The 17690-nt window shown below is 66.3% G+C and carries 18 protein-coding genes; 13 read left to right on the top strand and 5 right to left on the bottom strand.

What is annotated here, in order from left to right:
* Together THIDRDRAFT_RS21245 and THIDRDRAFT_RS21240 are read left to right on the top strand one after the other, a co-directional pair.
* Positions 1-1841: tetratricopeptide repeat protein (locus THIDRDRAFT_RS21245; protein ID WP_007042984.1), on the top strand; the 1841-nt coding region annotated here is incomplete at its 5' end.
* A gap of 126 nt (positions 1842-1967) precedes the next feature.
* Positions 1968-2159, top strand: coding sequence for a hypothetical protein (locus THIDRDRAFT_RS21240; protein ID WP_040845704.1), 192 nt, complete (start codon positions 1968-1970; stop codon positions 2157-2159).
* Here the strand turns inward: THIDRDRAFT_RS21240 and THIDRDRAFT_RS21235 are convergent.
* On the bottom strand, positions 2156-3049 hold the full coding sequence (locus THIDRDRAFT_RS21235; RefSeq protein WP_040845710.1) for a helix-turn-helix transcriptional regulator: 894 nt from the start codon (positions 3047-3049) through the stop codon (positions 2156-2158). The two genes, THIDRDRAFT_RS21240 and THIDRDRAFT_RS21235, sit on opposite strands and share 4 nt — an antisense overlap.
* Before the next feature lie 256 nt (positions 3050-3305).
* On the opposite strand from THIDRDRAFT_RS21235, the gene THIDRDRAFT_RS21230 reads away from it, so the two are divergent.
* From THIDRDRAFT_RS21230 to THIDRDRAFT_RS21200, 7 genes are all read left to right on the top strand, one after another.
* Positions 3306-4283, top strand: a complete 978-nt coding sequence (locus THIDRDRAFT_RS21230; RefSeq protein WP_007042982.1) for an ABC transporter substrate-binding protein — start codon at positions 3306-3308, stop codon at positions 4281-4283.
* Positions 4284-4293: 10 nt separating this feature from the next.
* Positions 4294-5313: a FecCD family ABC transporter permease gene (locus THIDRDRAFT_RS21225; RefSeq protein ID WP_007042981.1), complete on the top strand. Its 1020-nt coding sequence runs from the start codon at positions 4294-4296 to the stop codon at positions 5311-5313.
* Position 5314: 1 nt separating this feature from the next.
* The gene (locus THIDRDRAFT_RS21220) at positions 5315-6412 is read left to right on the top strand and encodes a FecCD family ABC transporter permease (RefSeq protein WP_007042980.1); all 1098 of its coding nucleotides are present in this window, start codon (positions 5315-5317) and stop codon (positions 6410-6412) included.
* Entirely contained in the window at positions 6409-7299 is an 891-nt protein-coding gene (locus tag THIDRDRAFT_RS21215; protein WP_007042979.1) for an ABC transporter ATP-binding protein, read from the top strand. The genes THIDRDRAFT_RS21220 and THIDRDRAFT_RS21215 overlap by 4 nt, the downstream gene beginning before the upstream one ends.
* Positions 7296-9539, top strand: a complete 2244-nt coding sequence (locus THIDRDRAFT_RS21210) for a TonB-dependent receptor (RefSeq protein WP_007042978.1) — start codon at positions 7296-7298, stop codon at positions 9537-9539. The genes THIDRDRAFT_RS21215 and THIDRDRAFT_RS21210 overlap by 4 nt, the downstream gene beginning before the upstream one ends.
* Positions 9540-9797: 258 nt before the next feature.
* A complete protein-coding gene (locus tag THIDRDRAFT_RS21205; RefSeq protein ID WP_007042977.1) occupies positions 9798-10085 on the top strand; it encodes a ribbon-helix-helix domain-containing protein in 288 nt (95 codons plus the stop codon).
* Entirely contained in the window at positions 10082-10609 is a 528-nt protein-coding gene (locus THIDRDRAFT_RS21200; RefSeq protein WP_007042976.1) for a GNAT family N-acetyltransferase, read from the top strand. Before THIDRDRAFT_RS21205 ends, THIDRDRAFT_RS21200 begins: the two co-directional genes overlap by 4 nt.
* Before the next feature lie 93 nt (positions 10610-10702).
* On the opposite strand, the gene THIDRDRAFT_RS21195 is transcribed toward THIDRDRAFT_RS21200, so the two are convergent.
* Positions 10703-10972, bottom strand: a complete 270-nt coding sequence (locus THIDRDRAFT_RS21195; RefSeq protein WP_007042975.1) for a type II toxin -antitoxin system TacA 1-like antitoxin — start codon at positions 10970-10972, stop codon at positions 10703-10705.
* Positions 10973-11226: 254 nt separating this feature from the next.
* A complete protein-coding gene (locus THIDRDRAFT_RS21190) occupies positions 11227-11697 on the bottom strand; it encodes an HAD family hydrolase (RefSeq protein ID WP_007042974.1) in 471 nt (156 codons plus the stop codon).
* 215 nt (positions 11698-11912) lie between these two features.
* Here THIDRDRAFT_RS21190 and THIDRDRAFT_RS21185 point away from each other — a divergent pair, with 215 nt between their 5' ends.
* The 4 genes from THIDRDRAFT_RS21185 to THIDRDRAFT_RS21170 all read left to right on the top strand — a co-directional run bounded on the left by THIDRDRAFT_RS21185 (position 11913) and on the right by THIDRDRAFT_RS21170 (position 16366).
* Positions 11913-12584 (top strand): PspA/IM30 family protein, encoded by a 672-nt coding sequence (locus THIDRDRAFT_RS21185; RefSeq protein ID WP_007042973.1) that lies wholly within the window; start codon positions 11913-11915, stop codon positions 12582-12584.
* Positions 12581-13999, top strand: coding sequence for a hypothetical protein (locus THIDRDRAFT_RS21180; RefSeq protein WP_007042972.1), 1419 nt, complete (start codon positions 12581-12583; stop codon positions 13997-13999). Before THIDRDRAFT_RS21185 ends, THIDRDRAFT_RS21180 begins: the two co-directional genes overlap by 4 nt.
* Positions 14000-14082: 83 nt before the next feature.
* Positions 14083-15564, top strand: coding sequence for a sigma-54-dependent transcriptional regulator (locus tag THIDRDRAFT_RS21175; RefSeq protein ID WP_040845702.1), 1482 nt, complete (start codon positions 14083-14085; stop codon positions 15562-15564).
* Positions 15565-15781: 217 nt separating this feature from the next.
* Positions 15782-16366 (top strand): class I SAM-dependent methyltransferase, encoded by a 585-nt coding sequence (locus tag THIDRDRAFT_RS21170; RefSeq protein WP_007042970.1) that lies wholly within the window; start codon positions 15782-15784, stop codon positions 16364-16366.
* Positions 16367-16536: 170 nt separating this feature from the next.
* Here THIDRDRAFT_RS21170 and THIDRDRAFT_RS21165 read toward each other — a convergent pair whose 3' ends face one another.
* The gene (locus tag THIDRDRAFT_RS21165; RefSeq protein WP_007042969.1) at positions 16537-17064 is read right to left on the bottom strand and encodes an RES family NAD+ phosphorylase; all 528 of its coding nucleotides are present in this window, start codon (positions 17062-17064) and stop codon (positions 16537-16539) included.
* Positions 17061-17429 (bottom strand): helix-turn-helix domain-containing protein, encoded by a 369-nt coding sequence (locus tag THIDRDRAFT_RS21160; RefSeq protein ID WP_040845700.1) that lies wholly within the window; start codon positions 17427-17429, stop codon positions 17061-17063. Before THIDRDRAFT_RS21160 ends, THIDRDRAFT_RS21165 begins: the two co-directional genes overlap by 4 nt.
* Positions 17430-17690: the final 261 nt, after the last annotated feature.

Raw genomic sequence — 17690 nt, 5'->3', positions numbered from 1 at the left:
CCTGCCTGCTCCACAGGCACGGCGCCACCCGCGCCGGGGCCGCGCCCATCCCCGCCGACGACCCGGAGCTGATCGCGGCGAGCCGCGAGGTCCGCGGCCATGCACTGACCCTCTCGCTCCTCGGGCGCTATCTGCGCCTCGCCCACGGCGGCGACATCCGCCAGCGGGACCAAGTCGACTTCGCGAAGGCGAACGAGGCCACCGGCGGCCACGCCTTCCGGGTCGTAGCCGCCTACGAGCACTGGCTCGCGGCGGGCGGCGAGCAAGGGGCCAGATGCCTGTCCGCGCTGCGGCTGCTCGGCCTCTTCGACCGGCCCGCCAGCGCCGGAGCGCTGAGCGCCCTGAGAACAGCGCCACCCATTCGCGGCCTCACCGAGCCGCTCTTCGAGCGCCCCAAGGGCATGCTCGGCCGCTTCAAGCGCCGAACCGACCCCATCGCCGAGACCGATTGGCGCATCACCCTGAGCCAGCTGGCAGAGGCCGGCCTCATCGAACCGCCCGGCGACAGCGGCGCCCTGGACGCCCATCCCCTGGTGCGCGAGCACCTGGCCGAGTCGCTCAAGACCCGCGACCCCGACGCCTGGCGCGAGGGCCACCGGCGGCTCTATGCCTGGCTCAAGGGGTGCGTCCCCCACCGCCCGGACGGGCTCGACGGGCTCCAGCCGCTCTACCAGGCCGTCGCCCACGGCTGCCTGGCGGGGTTGCGGCAGGAAACCTTCGACGAGGTCTATGACGACCGCATCCTGCGCGGCACGGGGAACGACGGCTTCTACAGCTGGAGGAAGCTCGGGGCCTTCGGCGCCAACCTGGGTGCCGTCACCTGCTTCTTCGCCGAGCCCTGGCGCCGCCCGGCCCCGGAGCTGAGCGAGCCTGACCAGGCCTGGCTGCTCAACGAAACGGCCATCCAACTGCGCGCCCTGGGCAGGCTCGCGGAGGCCCTGGAGCCCATGCGGGCCGGGGCAGAGTTGTACGTGAGACAGGAGGAATGGCAATACGCCGCCCGCGTCTACAGCAACCTGAGCGAGCTCCAGCTCAGCCTGGGCCGGGTCGCGGAGGCGGTGGCGGACGCCCGCCACGCGGTGGAGCACGCCGACCGCAGCGGCGATGCCTTCCTGCGCATGGTCAGTCGCACCACCCTGGCGGACGCCCTGCACCAACAGGGCGAGACCCGGGAGGCCCTGGACGCCTTCGCCGAGGCCGAGCGACTGCAGGCGGAGTGGCAGCCCCAGTACCCGCTCCTCTACTCTCTCCCGGGCTTCAAGTATGGCGACCTGCTCCTGGCCGGGGCCGAGCAAGCCGCCTGGCTCGGCGCGGATGATGCGGGGACGGGGGTCGATCCGGATCGGGTGGGGGTCTGCGATGCGGTGGCGCGGCGGGCGGGGCAGATGCTGGAGGTTGCTGAGCGCCATCTGGGACTGCTCAACATCGCCCTCGACCACCTCACCCTCGCCCGCTGCGCCCTCTACGCTGACCGCCTCCAGGGCCGCCCGCCCGGCCCCGAGACCCGGGAGCTCAGCGAGCATGCACTCGACCGCCTGCGCGCCGCCAGAGACCAGATGTATATCCCCCGCGGCCTCCTCACCCGTGCCTGGCTCCGCCACGCCCTGGGCATGCCTGACGCCGCCCGCGCCGACCTCGACGAGGCCCAGCGCATCGCCGCCCGCGGCGGCATGGCCCTACACCTCGCCGACTGCGCCCTCACCCGCGCCCGCCTCTTCCAAGACCGCGCGGCGCTGGCCGAGGCCCGCCGCCTGATCGAGAAACACGGCTACGGCCGACGGCTGCCGGAGTTGGAGGATGCCGAGGCCACCGCCGCAACCTGGCCCCAGCCAAACCCGTAGGTCGGGTTAGCGCCAGCGTAACCCGACAATCAACGCCTCATGCACCGCCAACGTCGGGTTACGCTGCGCTAACCCGACCTACACCGATCGCGGTGACCAACGACAGCGTCAGACCGCCCAGTCCCCTTGCCCCAACCGCCAACCCCGCTGAGGTTCTGCCCGACAGCCGTCGACGCCACCAGCACCGAGCTCGGCCTGCCCAACGAGGTCGCCGTCCCCCTGGATGAAGAGCACATCTCCATCTGCAAGCCCAGCTCCCGCGAGGCACAGCGGTACAAGTCGCTGCTGCGGTGGCTGGATGAGTGTGTCGCGGCCTAAACGCCGAGCGAAGACCCTGAGCCTGTCCCGCGCACCCGGCTTGGCAATAGACCGAATTGCTTGCGAAAGGCCGCGCTGAAGTGGCTGATGTTGGTGTAACCCAACAAGACCGCCGTTTCGGTGACGTTGTGATGTTGCAGCAGGCGTCGCGCCTCCTGCATCCGTTGCCGCTGGAAGAGTTCGTAAATGCCGCAGCCAAAGCGTCTCTTGAATCCGTCCTTGAGCTTGAACTGACTCATCCCGAGCGCACGGGCCAGATCGGCGATGGTCGGAGGTGAAGCCAAATCCTGGAGTAACAGGTTGCGCGCATCCTCCAGCCGCAGACAGTCTCGGTGCGAGAGGGACTTGGTCCCTGCCCGGCCTCGAAAGGCAGCCAGATGCCAGTGCAGAAATTCCAGCGTGGCCGACTGAAACAGCAATCGGTGGCCTGGATCGGTCGCCATCAAGTCGGCGACGACCGAGGCCGACTGCCAGGCCTTGCGACAGACGCCGGCATGACGCAGAAAGAAATCCTGCGCCTCGGTCTTGCCGAGAACGGATGCGGCCTCCTCACCCGCCAAGGACTCCAGAACCCGAGGCGTCAACATCACGGCGAGATTCCGAAAGCGCGCGCAGTGCCGGACCCTGAAGGTTTCCCCCGACGAAAACCCCAAGCTCAGGTCGCCCTTGGCATAAGACAGCGAATAAGGCCCCACGGAGCCCTCGAAACGGCCGTCGAGCTGGCAATTGAGGTGCAGGAATTCGCAGTCGCCGGCGAACTCGCGGACACGATCGACGGCATCCAAATCCCGGGCCGAGGTATGACACACCAGAAAACCGGGCTGCAAGGAGACGACCGAAGGATCCGAAGGCGGGGAAACGAGCGCCTCGGGCTCGGAGTCAGGATACATCGCAAGGTCACAAAAGAAATAAGAATCACTATCAATAGGAGTGTTTTTATCATCCGAACTCTCGGGATGCAAGACGGTGAGGCACCCACGCACCCCGGCCAGATCGCTTTCGGGATCCAGTCCGCCCTCCATCATCGACGCTCGACGACCCGAATCGGTCTCGACCTCGCGCACCCGTTCCGACCGATCCGGGTAGCGCGCCACCCCGGCGCGCCAAATAATGCGATCAAGATGCGTTTTTATTTAGAGTGCCATCATGATCCATCCCTCCGCCCCTTCCTTGCCTGCCCTACTGGTGGCCGCCCTGACCCTAGGCGCCTGCCAGATCGCTCCGACCTGGGCCGATGCCTTTCCGGTCGAGATCCTCGACGACCGCGGCAAGCAGGTCGTCATCGAGCAACGCCCTGAAAGTGTTGCCGCCATCTCCACCTTCGGCGCCGATCTGGTCACCGCCCTGGGGGGGCAAGTGGCCGGACTCTCGACCCTCAACGGCAAGCAGTCCGCCTTCCTCGGCGACGCGGCCGCCGGCGCGGTGAATCTGGGCGAGATCCACCAGGCCAATCTCGAGGTGCTCACCCAGCTCGCGCCCGACCTCATCGTCGGGCTGCGCACCTACACCCAGCCCTTCGAGAAGAAGATCGAGGAGGCCGGGACCTTCATCGCCCTCGACCTGACCACGCTCGAGGACTCGCTGAGCGCGGTCGAGCGCGTCTCCCGGGCACTCGGCGAGGAGGACCGGGGCCAGGCACTCAACGCCCGCTTCCTGTCCGACCTGGAGACCTTCGGGACCAAGGCGCCGGGCGGCGTCACGGCCGTCTTACTCTGGGATTGGGCCGACGTGCCCTATGCCTTCTACGATCACTATCTCACCACCCGGATCATGGGACACCTCGGCGCGACCAACGTCCAGGGCCAGAGCCCCACGCCGGAGCTGGAGATGCCGGACTCGGCCGCCATCGGACTCGAGACCCTGTTGCGTCTCGACCCCGACGTCATCCTCGTCTTCAAGGGACAGGACGGCCCCGTCGCCGCCAACCCGGTCTGGTCGCGGCTGAAGGCGGTCCGCAACGGCCGGGCCTGGCGGGTGAACGACCAATACATCATGTCGCACGGCCCCCTGGCGCGGGAGATGGTGCTGCGCGAGATGGCACACCTGCTCTATCCGGAGACCTTCCCCGAACCGGAGGACATTCCGTCGGCCGCGCGCGCCGTTCCGCTGAACGTCGCGAACTAAGTCGTCGGCCATGTCGTGGCGACTCCCACTCGGCTGGGCTCCCCCCGCTGCGCCCAGCGCCCCGCTGTTGCTCGGGCTGCTCTGTCTGGGGGTGCTGACCCTGGCGACCGCGGCTGCCCTGAGTCTCGGCGACTACCGGATTCCACTGGAGGCACTGCCCGGCATCCTCTGGCATGGCGGCGACTCGAACGCGGCCTTCGTGGTCCATGAGCTGCGTCTGCCGCGCCTGCTCACCGGCCTGCTGGCCGGCGCCGCACTGGGCATGGCCGGTGCCATCGCCCAGTCGATCACCCGCAACCCGCTCGGCGAGCCGGGCCTGTTGGGCGTCACCGCCGGCGCCGCCTTCGCCATGGTGCTCTGCATGGCCTTCGCCCGTCTCTCGACGCCCGCGATGCTGGCCTGCGGCACCCTCGGCGGTCTGTTCGCCGCCCTGCTGACCTTCGCGATCGGACTGCGCACGCGGCTCGAGCCGCTGCAGCTGACGCTGGTCGGCATGAGCGTCAACCTCTTCTTCCTGTCCGCCATCACCCTGGTGCTGGTCTCCTCCCAGACCGAGGCCAACGGCATCTATTACTGGCTGAGCGGCAGCCTCGCCAATCGCACCTGGGAGCATGTGGGCATGCTCTGGGCCTGGGTGCTCGGTGGACTCGCCCTTGGGCTGGCCTGCGCGCGTATCCTCGATCTGCTGGCGCTCGACGAGACGATGCTGACCTCGCTCGGGCTGCAGGTGACGCGCTGGCGCCTGCTCCTGGGTCTGACCGCCGTGGTGCTGAGCGCGGCGACCGTCGCCGCCACCGGGCCGATCGCCTTCGTCGGCCTGGTCGCGCCGCACCTGGTGCGCTCGGGTCTGACCCTGGCCGGCGAGCGGACGACCCACCGGACGCTGCTCCCGCTGTCCGCCCTGGCCGGGGCCAGCCTGGTCTGCGGCGCGGATCTGATCGCCAAGTGGCAGGAGATCCCGGTCGGCATCCTCTGCGTGCTCGTCGGCGGACCGCTGCCGGTCCACCTCATCCGCCGGCAGGGGACCTGAGATGTCCGTGCGCTCCCCGTCCGCCCTCGCCGTCCCGAGCCGCCCGGATCCGGCGCCCGTCGCGCCCGCGCGCGACGGCTTCCGCTGGATCCTCGCCGCCCTGTGCCTGGCGCTCGCGGCGACCATGGCGCTGTCTCTGCTCGCCGGCTCCGTCCATCTGGACCCGGACGCCGTCTACCAGGGGCTGATCGGCTCGGACCCGGACGCGCTCGGGCACCGGCTCGTCTGGGGACTGCGCCTACCCCGGACCCTGCTCGCCGTGCTGGTCGGGCTGCATCTCGCCGTATCCGGGCTGATCCTGCAGGCGGTGATCCGCAATCCGCTCGGGGATCCCGGCATCGTCGGCATCTCCAGCGGCGCCAGCCTGCTGGTGGTCACGGTGCTGCTGCTCGGCGACCTGCTCAACGCCGGGCTGCTGCACAACGCCAGCACCGAGATCTCGCTCGCCTGGCTGCCGTTCGCCGCGCTCGTCGGCGGTCTGGGCGCCGCCGGCCTGGTGCTCGGGCTGTCCTGGGGCGAACGTGTCAGCCCGGTGCGACTGGCCCTCAACGGCGTCGCCGTCGGCGCGGTGCTGAACGCCCTGGTCATGTGGGTGGTCGTGGTCTGGGGCGGTGCCCGTACCGAGATCGCCCTGATCTGGCTGGCGGGCAGTCTCTACGGACGCGACTTCGAGCATCTGCTGCTGTTGCTGCCCTGGACGCTGATCGGGTTGAGCGCGGCGGCCCTGCTGCTGCGTCCGCTCTCACTGCTGCGCTTCGAGGACGAGACCGCCCAGTCGCTGGGTCTGCCGGTACGCCGCTGGCGCCTGATCGCGCTCGGCGTGGCCGTCATGCTCGCCGCCAGTGCCACGGCGGTCGCCGGCCCGGTGGGATTCGTCGGTCTGGTCGTGCCCCATCTGGCGCGTCGGCTGGTCGGCGGCGACATGGGCCGCCTGCTGATCACCACCCTGCTGTGCGGCGCCCTGCTGACGCTCGGCGCCGACATCGCCGCGCGCACCCTGACCGTCTCGCAGGAGCTGCCGGTCGGGGCGCTCACCTCCCTGATCGGCATCCCGATCTTCCTGCTCCTGCTCCAGCGCCGCACGAGGACGCATCCATGAGTCTGCACGCCACCGGACTGCGGCTGGCCTATGGCCAGCGCACCATCGTCGACATCCCCGAGCTGCACCTGGAGCCCGGTCGAATCACCTGTCTGGTCGGCCCCAACGGCTGCGGCAAGTCGACGCTGCTCAAGGCCCTCGGCGGTCTGCTGCGTCCGGCCCGGGGCGAGATCCGGCTCGACGCGCGCCCACTCGCCGACTGGGCACCCAAGGCCCTGGCGCGCCGGCTCGCAAGCCTGCCCCAGAGCCCATCGGCCCCGGACGACATCCGCGTGAGCCAGCTGGTCGGCCACGGACGCTATCCCCACCAGGGCCTGCTGGGCGGCGCCACCGCTCGGGATCTGGAGGTGGTGGACTGGGCCCTCGGCGCCACCAGCATCGGCCATCTGCGCGAGCGGCGCTTCGCCACACTCTCCGGCGGCGAGCGTCAGCGCGTCTGGCTGGCGATGACCCTGGCCCAGCAGGCCGAGATCCTGCTGCTCGACGAGCCCACGACCTACATGGACATGGGACACCAGGTGGAGCTGCTCGAGCTGCTCGCTGAGCTGCACCGCCGCCACGGCCGGACCATCGTCATGGTGCTGCACGACCTCAACCAGGCCTGCCAGTACGCCGACCGGCTGCTGGCCATGCGCGACGGACGCATCCTGGCCGACGGGACCCCGGACGAGGTGGTCGACTCGGCCCTCACCGAGCGCCTGTTCGGCCTCCCGACCGAGCGTATCGACCGCGAGATCGGAGGCCGGCGCGTCCCCTGTTGCCTGCCTCTGCCGCCGGCGCGACCGGAACCGCCGAATCCGCCAGCTCACCTGCCCGCGATACAGCGACCGAGCGCAAACAGGAACGCCACCCGACATCGTCAACCTCAGATAAGGAACCCAGCATGATCATCAGAGGAATCCCTGACCTCGCAGACCCAAGGCTTCTGCCCTGGCACGCAGGCTTTCGCCTGCGCCCGGCCGCACTCGCACTGACCACGAGCCTGTGCCTGGGAATACCCGGCCTGGCCGCTGCCGACGCGAACAGCGAGGACGATGCCGACGCCGAAACCGCAGCCGTGACGCTCGACACCCTGATGGTCACCGCACGCCGATCGAAGGAGATGGCGAAGGACGTGCCCTTCAGTGTCACCACCGTCACCAGCGAGGAAATCGAGGACCGGCGTCTGCAGTCGCTCGACCAGTTGATCGAGCAGACCCCGGGCGTGGATTTCGTCTCGAACATGGGCTTGGGCGAACGCAATATCCGGATCCGGGGCATCGGCTCGATCCAGAGAACCAGCATCGACGACACCGCCGTCCTCATCAATCTGGACGGCCTGCCCCTGTCGGCCACCAATGCCACCATGAGTCTGCTGGACGTGGATCAGGTGGAGGTGCTGAAGGGCCCGCAGGGCACCCTGTTCGGCCGCAACTCGGAGGCCGGCGCCATCAACATCAGGACCCGGCTCCCGACCCGTTGGCTCGAGGGCTACATTCGCGGCGAGATCGGCGAGGACAACCATTACATGACCGAAGGCGCCGTCGGCGGCCCACTGACCGAAACCCTGAGCGGCCGAATCGCCGTGCGGGCCTCGCACATCGACAGCAATGTGTCGAATCTCGAGACCGGCGATCCGGTCACCGAACCGCGCGCGCAGACCGCGCGTGGATCGCTGCTGTGGGAACCGACCGAGGCGACCAGCCTGTTGCTCACCGCCAGCTATTCGGACCAGCGCGATGGCGATCTCAACTATGTGCTCTATCCGTATGGCGACACGGCCAAGGCCGAACAGGATCCGGACATTCGCTCGGATGAAAACGAGGCGGTCCGCTTCACCGCCGAATTCACTCATGAATTCGAGGATATGGTCCTGACGATCCTCAGTGCCTATTCGAATGCCAGTATCGAAGGCACCTCTAATCCATACGAAGGCCTGAGCATGCGAGAGGCATACGGCATGCCATTCGATGCCAGGATCACGACTGAATCCGACCAGACCCTCTGGAACGAGGAGATTCGTCTCTCGTCCCGAGAAAGCGCGAGAATCTTCTGGGTGGCGGGTGCCAACTACTATCGCAGCGAGCACACCTGGGACACGCACGACAGCTACAACCTGACCGATCCGACCGATGTCTACAACGGCGACATGGATCGCGACTTCACCACGGATGCAACCGCGATCTTCGGCGAAACGACCATTCCTATGCCAAGGTTCGAGCGTCTGAAGTTCACGCTCGGGGCGCGTTACACCTGGGAGGACAAGGACGTCGATGCGCACTGGGTCCCCAATGCCTACTATGGCGGATCGTTCGGGGAGGCGTGGGACTCCGACACCTTCAGCGACGACTACATGACCGGACGTGTCGCGGTGGGCTATGAACTCACCCCGGACACGAATCTCTACGCCATGTATTCACGCGGCCACAAAAGCGGCGGCTTCGTCGACTTCGCCAACATGTTCGCCATGGGCGGCACGGACGAGGCATACAAGTCGGCATCCATCGATACCTACGAAACAGGCTTCAAGTTCGAGAGCGCGGACGGGCGCTTCGGCCTCAATGGCGCCGTCTTCCTCAATGACGTGAAGGACGATCACGTATTGCTCTACGACTATGCGACCAACACCGCCTCGGCGGAAAACCACGATACGGAAAGCAAGGGCGTGGAACTCGAGGGACTCTGGCGCGCCACGGACGAACTGACCCTCCGCGCGTCCGTGACCTACCTGGACACCGAAATCAAGGTTGAGGGCGGCACCAGCGCCAGCGGCATCGAGGATGGCAACGAGATGCCCGAGGTGCCGAAATGGGCGGCCACCCTGTCCCTCAATTACATCAAGCCGCTCCCCGCCTTCCTCGGACTCAGCAGCCCCACCCTGAAGGCCGATCTGACGAACAATTATGTCGGCTCGAGAGCGGCCTCGGCCTGGAATATCTACGAGCTGTCGTCCTACAACAAGCTCGACCTGCGGGTCGGCCTGGAGGAGAAGGGCATGGAGGTCTACCTCTGGGCCAAGAATCTGCTCGACCAGGAATACGACCTGTTCGGCTATTACCTCGAAAACTACATGACCGGGGGCTACAGCCGCATCGGCTATCCGGGACGCGGGCGAACCCTCGGCATCGGGGTGAGCTATCTGTTCTGAATCCCTGGCCCGGAAGGACATGGCGTCTTCCGGGCCGGGCGTCTGAATCGGAGGATTCGTCACGCCGGCAACGAACGCCGGCTGGCGTACCGAGTCTGTCTTCGACATCCGCAAACAGTCGATCCATGTGTCGGTCAATGGCAACTGGGCAGCTGTCTGCGGGCAAGAGGCGAACCGGCGTCTGCGTCTCTCCAGCTTTGCCATCTCTTTCGATGCTAGACTTTCCTACAATTTCATAGAGAACGTAGCTAGGCTCATATGACCCAGATCTCGGCGAACATTTCCCCCGAAACGCGCGATCGTCTCGAACGCTATGTCCGAGCGCGTGGGCTGAAGAAGGGATTCGTGATCGAGCAGGCGCTCCTGCACCACCTCCAGGCAGTCAGTGAAATCCCGGACGATATGCTGATCCCGCCGCGGCTCGTCGTCGAACAGAAAACCGGGGACAGGCTACTGGAGCGACTGGCATCCAACGAGCCCCCGAACCAGGCCATGCAGGCACTGTTCGCCGATCCAGGAGATGTTCAGGCCAGCGAGGGTTCATGAATCTTCGGATTCGGCGATTGGAGCCGGGCGACGATCGACGCCAATTCACCAGTGGGAATCCGGATCTGGATCGGTTCTTCCACCGGTTCGCGGGTCAGAATCAGTTTCGACATCACCTCGGCGTCACCTACATCGCCCTTGCCGAGGCCCGAATCCTCGGTTTCGTGACGGTCGCACCCTCCGAAATCGAGATCGAAGCCCTTCCGCAAGAGCGCCGTCGCCGACTTCCGCACTATCCGTTGCCGGTGATCCGCGTCGCTCGACTTGCCGTTGCCGAGCAGGCTCACGGGTGTGGAATCGGCAAGGCCCTGCTGCGTTTCGCCTTGGAACTCGCTCGCCGAACCTCCGAGGAGATAGGCTGCATCGGTGTCGTGGTCGATGCCAAGCCCGAGGCACAGTCCTTCTATCGGCGTTATGGCTTCGAGCCATTCGACCTGCTGGAAGGGGCCCTGCACAATCGGCCGGAACCCATTCCACTATTTCTTCCGTTGTCCGCGATTCCTCGGACCCGAGCCAGTTCCTGAGGATAGCCATCGGCCTCTTTGAAGCGTCCTGCCGGATGCGACGCTTTCTACGGTGCAGACAAGGCGATCGAGCCGGGAGAAAACGGACCTCGCTCATTCTCCGCGCATCAGTGCGCCGAGTTCCTGCTGTGCCGACGTGAGGGCCGTGGGTTCCTGCAGCGCCTGCCAAAACGCCTGCTGTTCGGCTGGTGTCAGGGCGATGACCTGCTGCTCCGCGGCCTGGACTTCACGACGCGCCTGGGCGACGACGACAGAGCGGACATAGTCGCTCACGCTGACATGACGCAACTCCGCCGCCCGTGCGACGAACGTCTTGCTGTCCGTATCGAGGCGGACCATGAGGCTGGTGGACGCATTGGCCATGAAGAGGTCACCGGGCTGACGTTGGAATGGGAAAAACCTATATCGGTTTGCATGACACCGCAAGGATCGGCGGATCCAACAAGGATGATTGCGAGACAACCCGGTGGCACAAGATGAGCGCCGCCCCCAGTCAGAAGGTGTCTGAAATCCCCGTATCTGAGCGATTCGGTCCGCACAGCGGACCCTACAGTGAACGTCTCGGTAGGGTCCGCTGTGCGGACCTGACCTCTAGCATCAGGTTTTCAGACGGCCTCTCAGGATCTCAGCGTAGCGACGAGCCGCTTCGGCTCGAGCAGCAGATCCAGCGCATCCTGCACCTGACTACAGACCACATCCGCGCTCGCCAGCGTCGCCGCGCAGGCGCCTTCACGCTGGATCAGGGCTACACCGACGGCGGCTGCGGCCAACATCTTGGCGTCGTTGCGGCCGTTGCCGATCGCCATCACACGTTCAAGACCCAGCTCGGAGACGAAATCGAGCTTGGCCTGATCCTGGGACTCGACCGGAATCACCGTCACCCCGACCGGCAGGCCCGCCAGACGCTCGGCCGCCAGACCGAAGGTGTCGGCGGTGATCACGTGCACGCTCAGGTGCTCGGCCAGCGCGGTCAGCGATTCGCGCACGCCGGGCAGCAGTTCGCCATCCTCGGCGAGCGTGCCGTTGTAGTCGCACACCAGATGTTCGAGGCACAGCCTGCCGAACCCCGGAATTTCGATCTCGATCATATCGCCCTCGTTTCGACGCATTCATGAGCGCCGGAGCATACAATGAATGCACAGGCGCGAGCATGAAATGCATACTCATCCTTGAAACACTCGCGAGTGAAGCACCGAGCGCAACGCATAAGCGTTTGAAATGCAAGGATTCCTGACGAAAGCGCATTTCGGCATGCTATTTGACATACATCAGATGCCAATCCCAAACACGACAGGAGCATCGGATGTCATTCTTCAAACGCGTCACGCTGGCAGTCTCCACCGGAATCGAGCGTATGGTCGGCGAGATCGAGAACCACGATGCCGTGGTCGAGGCCGGTATCCGGGAGAGCCGGCGTCTCTATGCCAAGGCCAAGGTGCGGCATGCCCGCATGCAGGAGGACGGGCTCCGTCTGCGGCGCCGGCTCGACGGACTCCGAGCGGACGAGAAGGCGTGGCGCGAGCGCGCCCTGAGCTGCCCCGCCACGCCCGAGGGCGAGGAGAAGGCCATCGCCTGTCTGAGCCGCGCCAAGCGCTCGGCCGAGCAGGCCGAATCCCTGACCGATACCGTCAGACGCCATCTGGAGGTCGAGGCCCGTCTGGGTCATGAGATCGAGGGTCTGCGCCAGCGGGTCGAATCGATGGAGCATCGCCGTCAGATCATGCGCAGCCGCGAGGCCACGGCCAGTGCAGCCTCGCGCATCCGTGAGACGGACACCGGCGGTTTGATCGACCTGGACGACACCTTCGAGCGCTGGGAGATCCGGGTCACCGAGTCCGAGCTGACCACGGACACCCTGTCCGACACCGACCCGCTGGAATCCGAGTTCGTCGCCGCCGAGTCGCGCGCCGCGCTCAAGGCGGAACTGGAGGCACTCAGACGCGACCGCGACGGTCTCTCCGGAGGTGCACGATGAACGGCCAAGCCATGCAGCACCGAGCCATCCCCGACGAGGAGACGCTCAGCCTCGACCCGGCGGCGCTCGATTTCAGCGGGCAGTGCGCGAACGAATCCGAGATCCAGTCCCCGGCACCCGACCCCGAACCCCGCAAGACCCTGAGCCTCTCGCTCCTGCTGCGCGGACTCGGCGGACTGGTCATCGTCGCGGCCTTCGTCATGTATCTCTTCCAAGGCTGGCGCGAGGGTGACGATCTCACGCGCTCACTCCTGCTGCTGGGCCACACGGTCATCCTCACCCTCGCCGGCTTCGCCAGCGGTCATCTACTGCACGAATCCAAGGGCGCCAGACTCTTCATCGCCCTGGCCCTGGCCGCCGTGCCGGTCAACTTCGCCTTCCTCGGCGGTCTGACCTACGACCAGCTGACCTGGGACGCCCCGCTCGCCCTGGATGGCGCGGAATCCTTCTGGACCGCGACCAGCGGAACCCTGGCACCGGGCGCGATGCTCGCGCTCGCCGGATCCAGCCTGCTCACCCTGGCGCTGGCGACCTGGGTCGGGTTCCTGATCATGGCCCGACGCTCGGCCTGGGCGCTGACCGGGCTCTATCTGCTGGTCAACGCCGCGCTCCTGATCCCCACGCGCGGCGACCTGGCCACCTCCGCGATCCTGCTGGCGTTCGGCGTGCTCGTCGGTGTCTCGGCGCTGCAGCTGCGCCGCCGCGATCCCTCGCTCGCTACGCCCGAGGGCGTCTTTGCGCGCGCATTGCCGATCCTGCCCCTTCTGGTGCTCGGCGGACGCAGTCTCTGGCTCTATGCGCCGGATGCGGTCTTCTTCACCACGCTGAGCCTCATCGCCTATCTGGGGCTGCGGCTCGCCGCTGGCGCGATGCGTGCCGATCGACCCTGGCGTGGCGCGCTCGAACTCGTTGCCTTGCTGTTCGCCCTGATGAGCGCCAGCCTCGCCTTCGATACCCTGATCGACGCGCACCTGCTTGCGGACATCGTCGAGGTGCCCCTGGTCGGCGCCCTGCTCGCAGCGCTCCTGATCGATCTCTCGACACTGGGTGGAAGATGGCGCCATCAGTATCGGGGCGCGGCCGCCCTGGTCGCGAACCTGGCCATGCTGCTGAATCTGGCCGCCTTCAGTGGCTTGGGCAACGCACTGGCCGCCCTGAGCATCGGGATCGCCACGCTCGTCCACGGCTATCTCTCCAGGTCCAGGTTCATCTTCGCCATGGGGCTGATCACGGCGCTGGCCGGGCTGGGATTCGTCGCAGAGGACGCCCTGTCCAGCTTCACCATCGGCGGCTGGAGCGCGCTGGTCCTGCTGGGGATCCTGACCATCGTCACCGGCTCGGTCGTCGAACGCCACGGGGCACGCATCAAGGCACGGCTCCTGCGCTGGCACCGCCATTTCGAGCCGGAGGTCTGACCCCAATGCCGCTCGGGAGGCAAGAAGCACCCGAGCGGCATGCCACCCATTTCCGCCGCCATCGTCGACACCGGACACCCGCCATGCCGAGCACCCGCCAGCTGACCCCGGAAGAGCGCGACTTCTTCGCCCTGCTCACCGAGACCGTCTTCGCCAACCCCTTCGGCACCGACCGGGACCGGCTGACGCGGCTGCTCGGCCGGGAGGCGCCGCTCGACACCGTCTCCCAGGCCATCCTCTACGATCGGCTGATGCCCGCCCTGGAACGGCGGCTCGACCGGCTGCGCGACCGGGGGCTCAGCCATCTGGACCATTTCATCGGCGAGGATCGGATGCTGATGCGCCAGGTCTTCCTCTTCCACGGCTACCAGCATCACTATGCCCTCTTCGACGGACTCATCGCCCATCAGCGGCTCGGGCACGGCACGGCGCCCGACCTCGGCTGGATGCCGACCCTGCTGAACGCACTGCTCGGCTACGGCTTCGACCCCAAGGAATCGCGCCGCTGGATCGCCCTCTACTACCAGCTGCGGCGGGCCTACTACTTCATCGAGCGCGCCCTGGTCGGACGCAGCGAGCCGATGCGCGCCCTGCGCCGCTCGCTCTGGAACAGCGTCTTCACCACCGACCTGAACAACTACACCTTGCTGCTCTGGGAACGCATGCAGGACTTCTCCACATTGCTGCTCGGCGAGACCGGCACCGGCAAGGGCTCGGCCGCCGCGGCCATCGGCCGCTCCGGCGTCATCCCGCTCGACGCGCAGGGCCAGGGATTCGCGCGCGGGATCGAGCAAACCTTCACCGCCACCAACCTCTCGGAACTCTCGGAGGGACTCATCGAGTCCGAGCTGTTCGGCCATCGCAAGGGCGCCTTCACCGGCGCGGTCGACAACCACGAGGGACTCTTCTCGCGCTGCGACTCCTACGGCACCCTCTTCCTCGACGAGATCGGCGACCTCGCGTTGCCGGTGCAGACCAAGCTGCTGCGGGTCCTGCAGGAGCGCACCTTCACCCCGGTCGGCAGCCACAAGCCGCTGCGCTTCGAGGGACGCATCGTCGCGGCGACCAACCGCTCGCTGGAGGATCTGCTGAGCGGCGCCGGATTCCGGCGCGACTTCTTCTACCGGCTCTCGGGCAACATCATCCGCATGCCCACGCTGCGCGAGCGGCTCGCCGACAATCCGGGCGAACTCGAGGATCTGGTCGGGGCGCTGCTGGGACGCATGATCGGCGACTCGGCGGACGTCCTGCAGGCCCGCATCATGGAATCCCTCTCGGAACTGCCGGCGGACTATCCCTGGCCGGGCAACGTGCGCGAGCTGGAGCAGGCGCTGCGGCGGGTCATCCTCAACGGCCGCTACGTCCCGGACGCCCTCCCCGGCGACCCGGCCTCGGAGATCGACGCCTGGCTGGCGGCGGCCGAGGTAGGATCGCTTGACGCCGGGGAACTGCTCGGCGGCTATTGCCGCAGGCTCTACGACAGACTCGGGACCTACGAGGCCGTCGCCCGCGTCACCGGCCTCGACCGCCGAACCGTCAAACGCCACATCGACGGATCGGCATGAAAAAACCCCTTCGTAGGTTGGGCCGAGGTACGAGGCCCAACAGAAGGCCGCATGTTGGGTCTCCTCACGTCGGCCCAACCTACACGCCGCCCATGTCATGTTTCGGGATAACCGTCTGCCCCGTCACGCCTCTCGGATATTTCCATTATCATGACGCGGTTTCAGCGCCGGATCCGCATCGCCGCCATCCGCATCAACCCCAGAGCCATCATTCCCCATGCCCAGAGTCGACACCGACAGCTTCTACCGTTATTCACTCGAACACTACGGCCACACGGCCAAAGGCGTGCAATGGCAGTCCACCGACTCCCAGATCGCACGCTTCGAGGTCCTGCGGCGATTCCTGCCAGACGACCTCTCGACCCTGACCCTCGTCGACGCGGGCTGCGGACTGGGCGATTTCCACGGCTTTCTGGAGTCCAGGGGCGAGCGCCCCGGACGCTATCTGGGCATCGACGTGGTCGAACCCATGGTCGAGGCGGCCCGGGAACGCACCGGCTGCGAGATCCAGCTGCTGGACGTCCTGACCGACGACCTGCCCCAGGCCGATTTCTACCTCTGCAGCGGCGCCATGAACACACTGACCCGGGAAGAGACGAAAGCCTTCATCGAGCATTGCTTCATGGCCTCCACCCAGGGCTTTCTCTTCAATCTGCTCCTGGGCCGGGACACACTCCACAGCTACAACCTCTGCACGCCGGAGGAGGTCCGCGACTGGACAGCTCACCTCGACGCCGAGATGGGCACCGCCGACGGCTATCTGCCGGACGACTTCACGGTCGCGCTCATGCGTCGGGGGTGAGCCAGCCGGATGTCGCACTGAGGCATCCCTTGCAGGGCTACTCGGTGCGGACCCTGTACCAGGCGGCTCGCTGCCCATCCGATTGTCTCCAGCGCATGCGCTGATCCTGAGCTGCGCATGCAGTTCCACTTCGTCCGTAGCGGACTGAAAACCGGTAGCCTGCGAAGCGGTCATTGCGCCCAACTGGACTGGTCGAGTGGAAGTCGCCCGTCGGCGTCGTTGACAGTGACCGAGTTGCCATCCTGGAGCCGGGCTGAGTAAACGACGACGTTCGTTCCGCCCTCATGTGCCTGGCTCGGAAAGAGGATGCCGGTGTAGCCATGGGCCAGCACCATATCGGCGAGAACCCAAGTTGGGGGTTCGATGTGCAGATCGAACTTCAGGTGGCGCCAGTCCTCACGCCAGTCATGCCATAGCTCGTCCCAGGGCGCCTCCTGGTGGAGCTGACGCAGGTCAACCAGATCTCGTAGCGCCGCGGTGTACGAGCAGACCGTACAGGGAGGAAGGAAGGGTGAGGTTTGCTGGTACTCGCGCAAGGCGGTCAACTCCTCCAACGACAGGTACAGCGCTTCCACGCCTTCTCGGTTGAAGCGACCTCCTCGGATTGCGGCGCCCGCTCCGCTGGTTGGTCGGCTGGCCCACTGCGGTGTATGCGCCCGGAATAACGTGGTGCCGGGGGAGAGGTTGGCCAGGATCATCCAACGAAGCCGGCACTAATTGACTCCAGGTAGCCAATCACATCCTCGGTCCGGCCTTCCTGCACCAGCTGAAACAGGGTCTTGTGACGAAACACCGGAATGGGTTCGTTCTTGACCAGGAAAATGGCGCGCTGCGGGTCCGGTTGCACCGCTGCGGCGGCCGACAACACTCGCATCAGGTCTCGCAGTGCGGATTGCAGTCTCGGCGATTCAGGATGGATGCGCAGGGTATTGCGATGGACCCCCGCCAATTCGGCCAGATCCTGTTGTTTCAGGCCAAGGATGTCGGCAACGCCCGATGCCGAGAACCGCGACGTACCAGGCTCCCGCGTCGATTCGAGCACGTCTGCGAAGACGGCAGTCATGGGCTTCTCCTGAGGTAGGCTAAAGAAAATGCACTCTATATGCACAGTATAGGCACAATAGTGGGTGTCCATCCATTGCTTCCCAATGCGCTCGCAGTGCGAATGAATTCGCAAAGGCAACCATCGGGAATCTGTTGCTGGAGGACTCCTACATCGCGAACGGCAAGGCCGACCCGCCTGCGTTGACGGCAGTGTTGCCGGCGTCGATCAGAGACAAGGAAGAGCGCGACGCCGACGAGGATCGCACGACATTGGAGCGTC

The sequence above is a fragment of the Thiorhodococcus drewsii AZ1 genome (genome assembly GCF_000224065.1).
Classification (GTDB): Bacteria; Pseudomonadota; Gammaproteobacteria; order Chromatiales; family Chromatiaceae; genus Imhoffiella; species Imhoffiella drewsii.
This window is presented reverse-complemented; position numbering and strand designations above follow the sequence as displayed.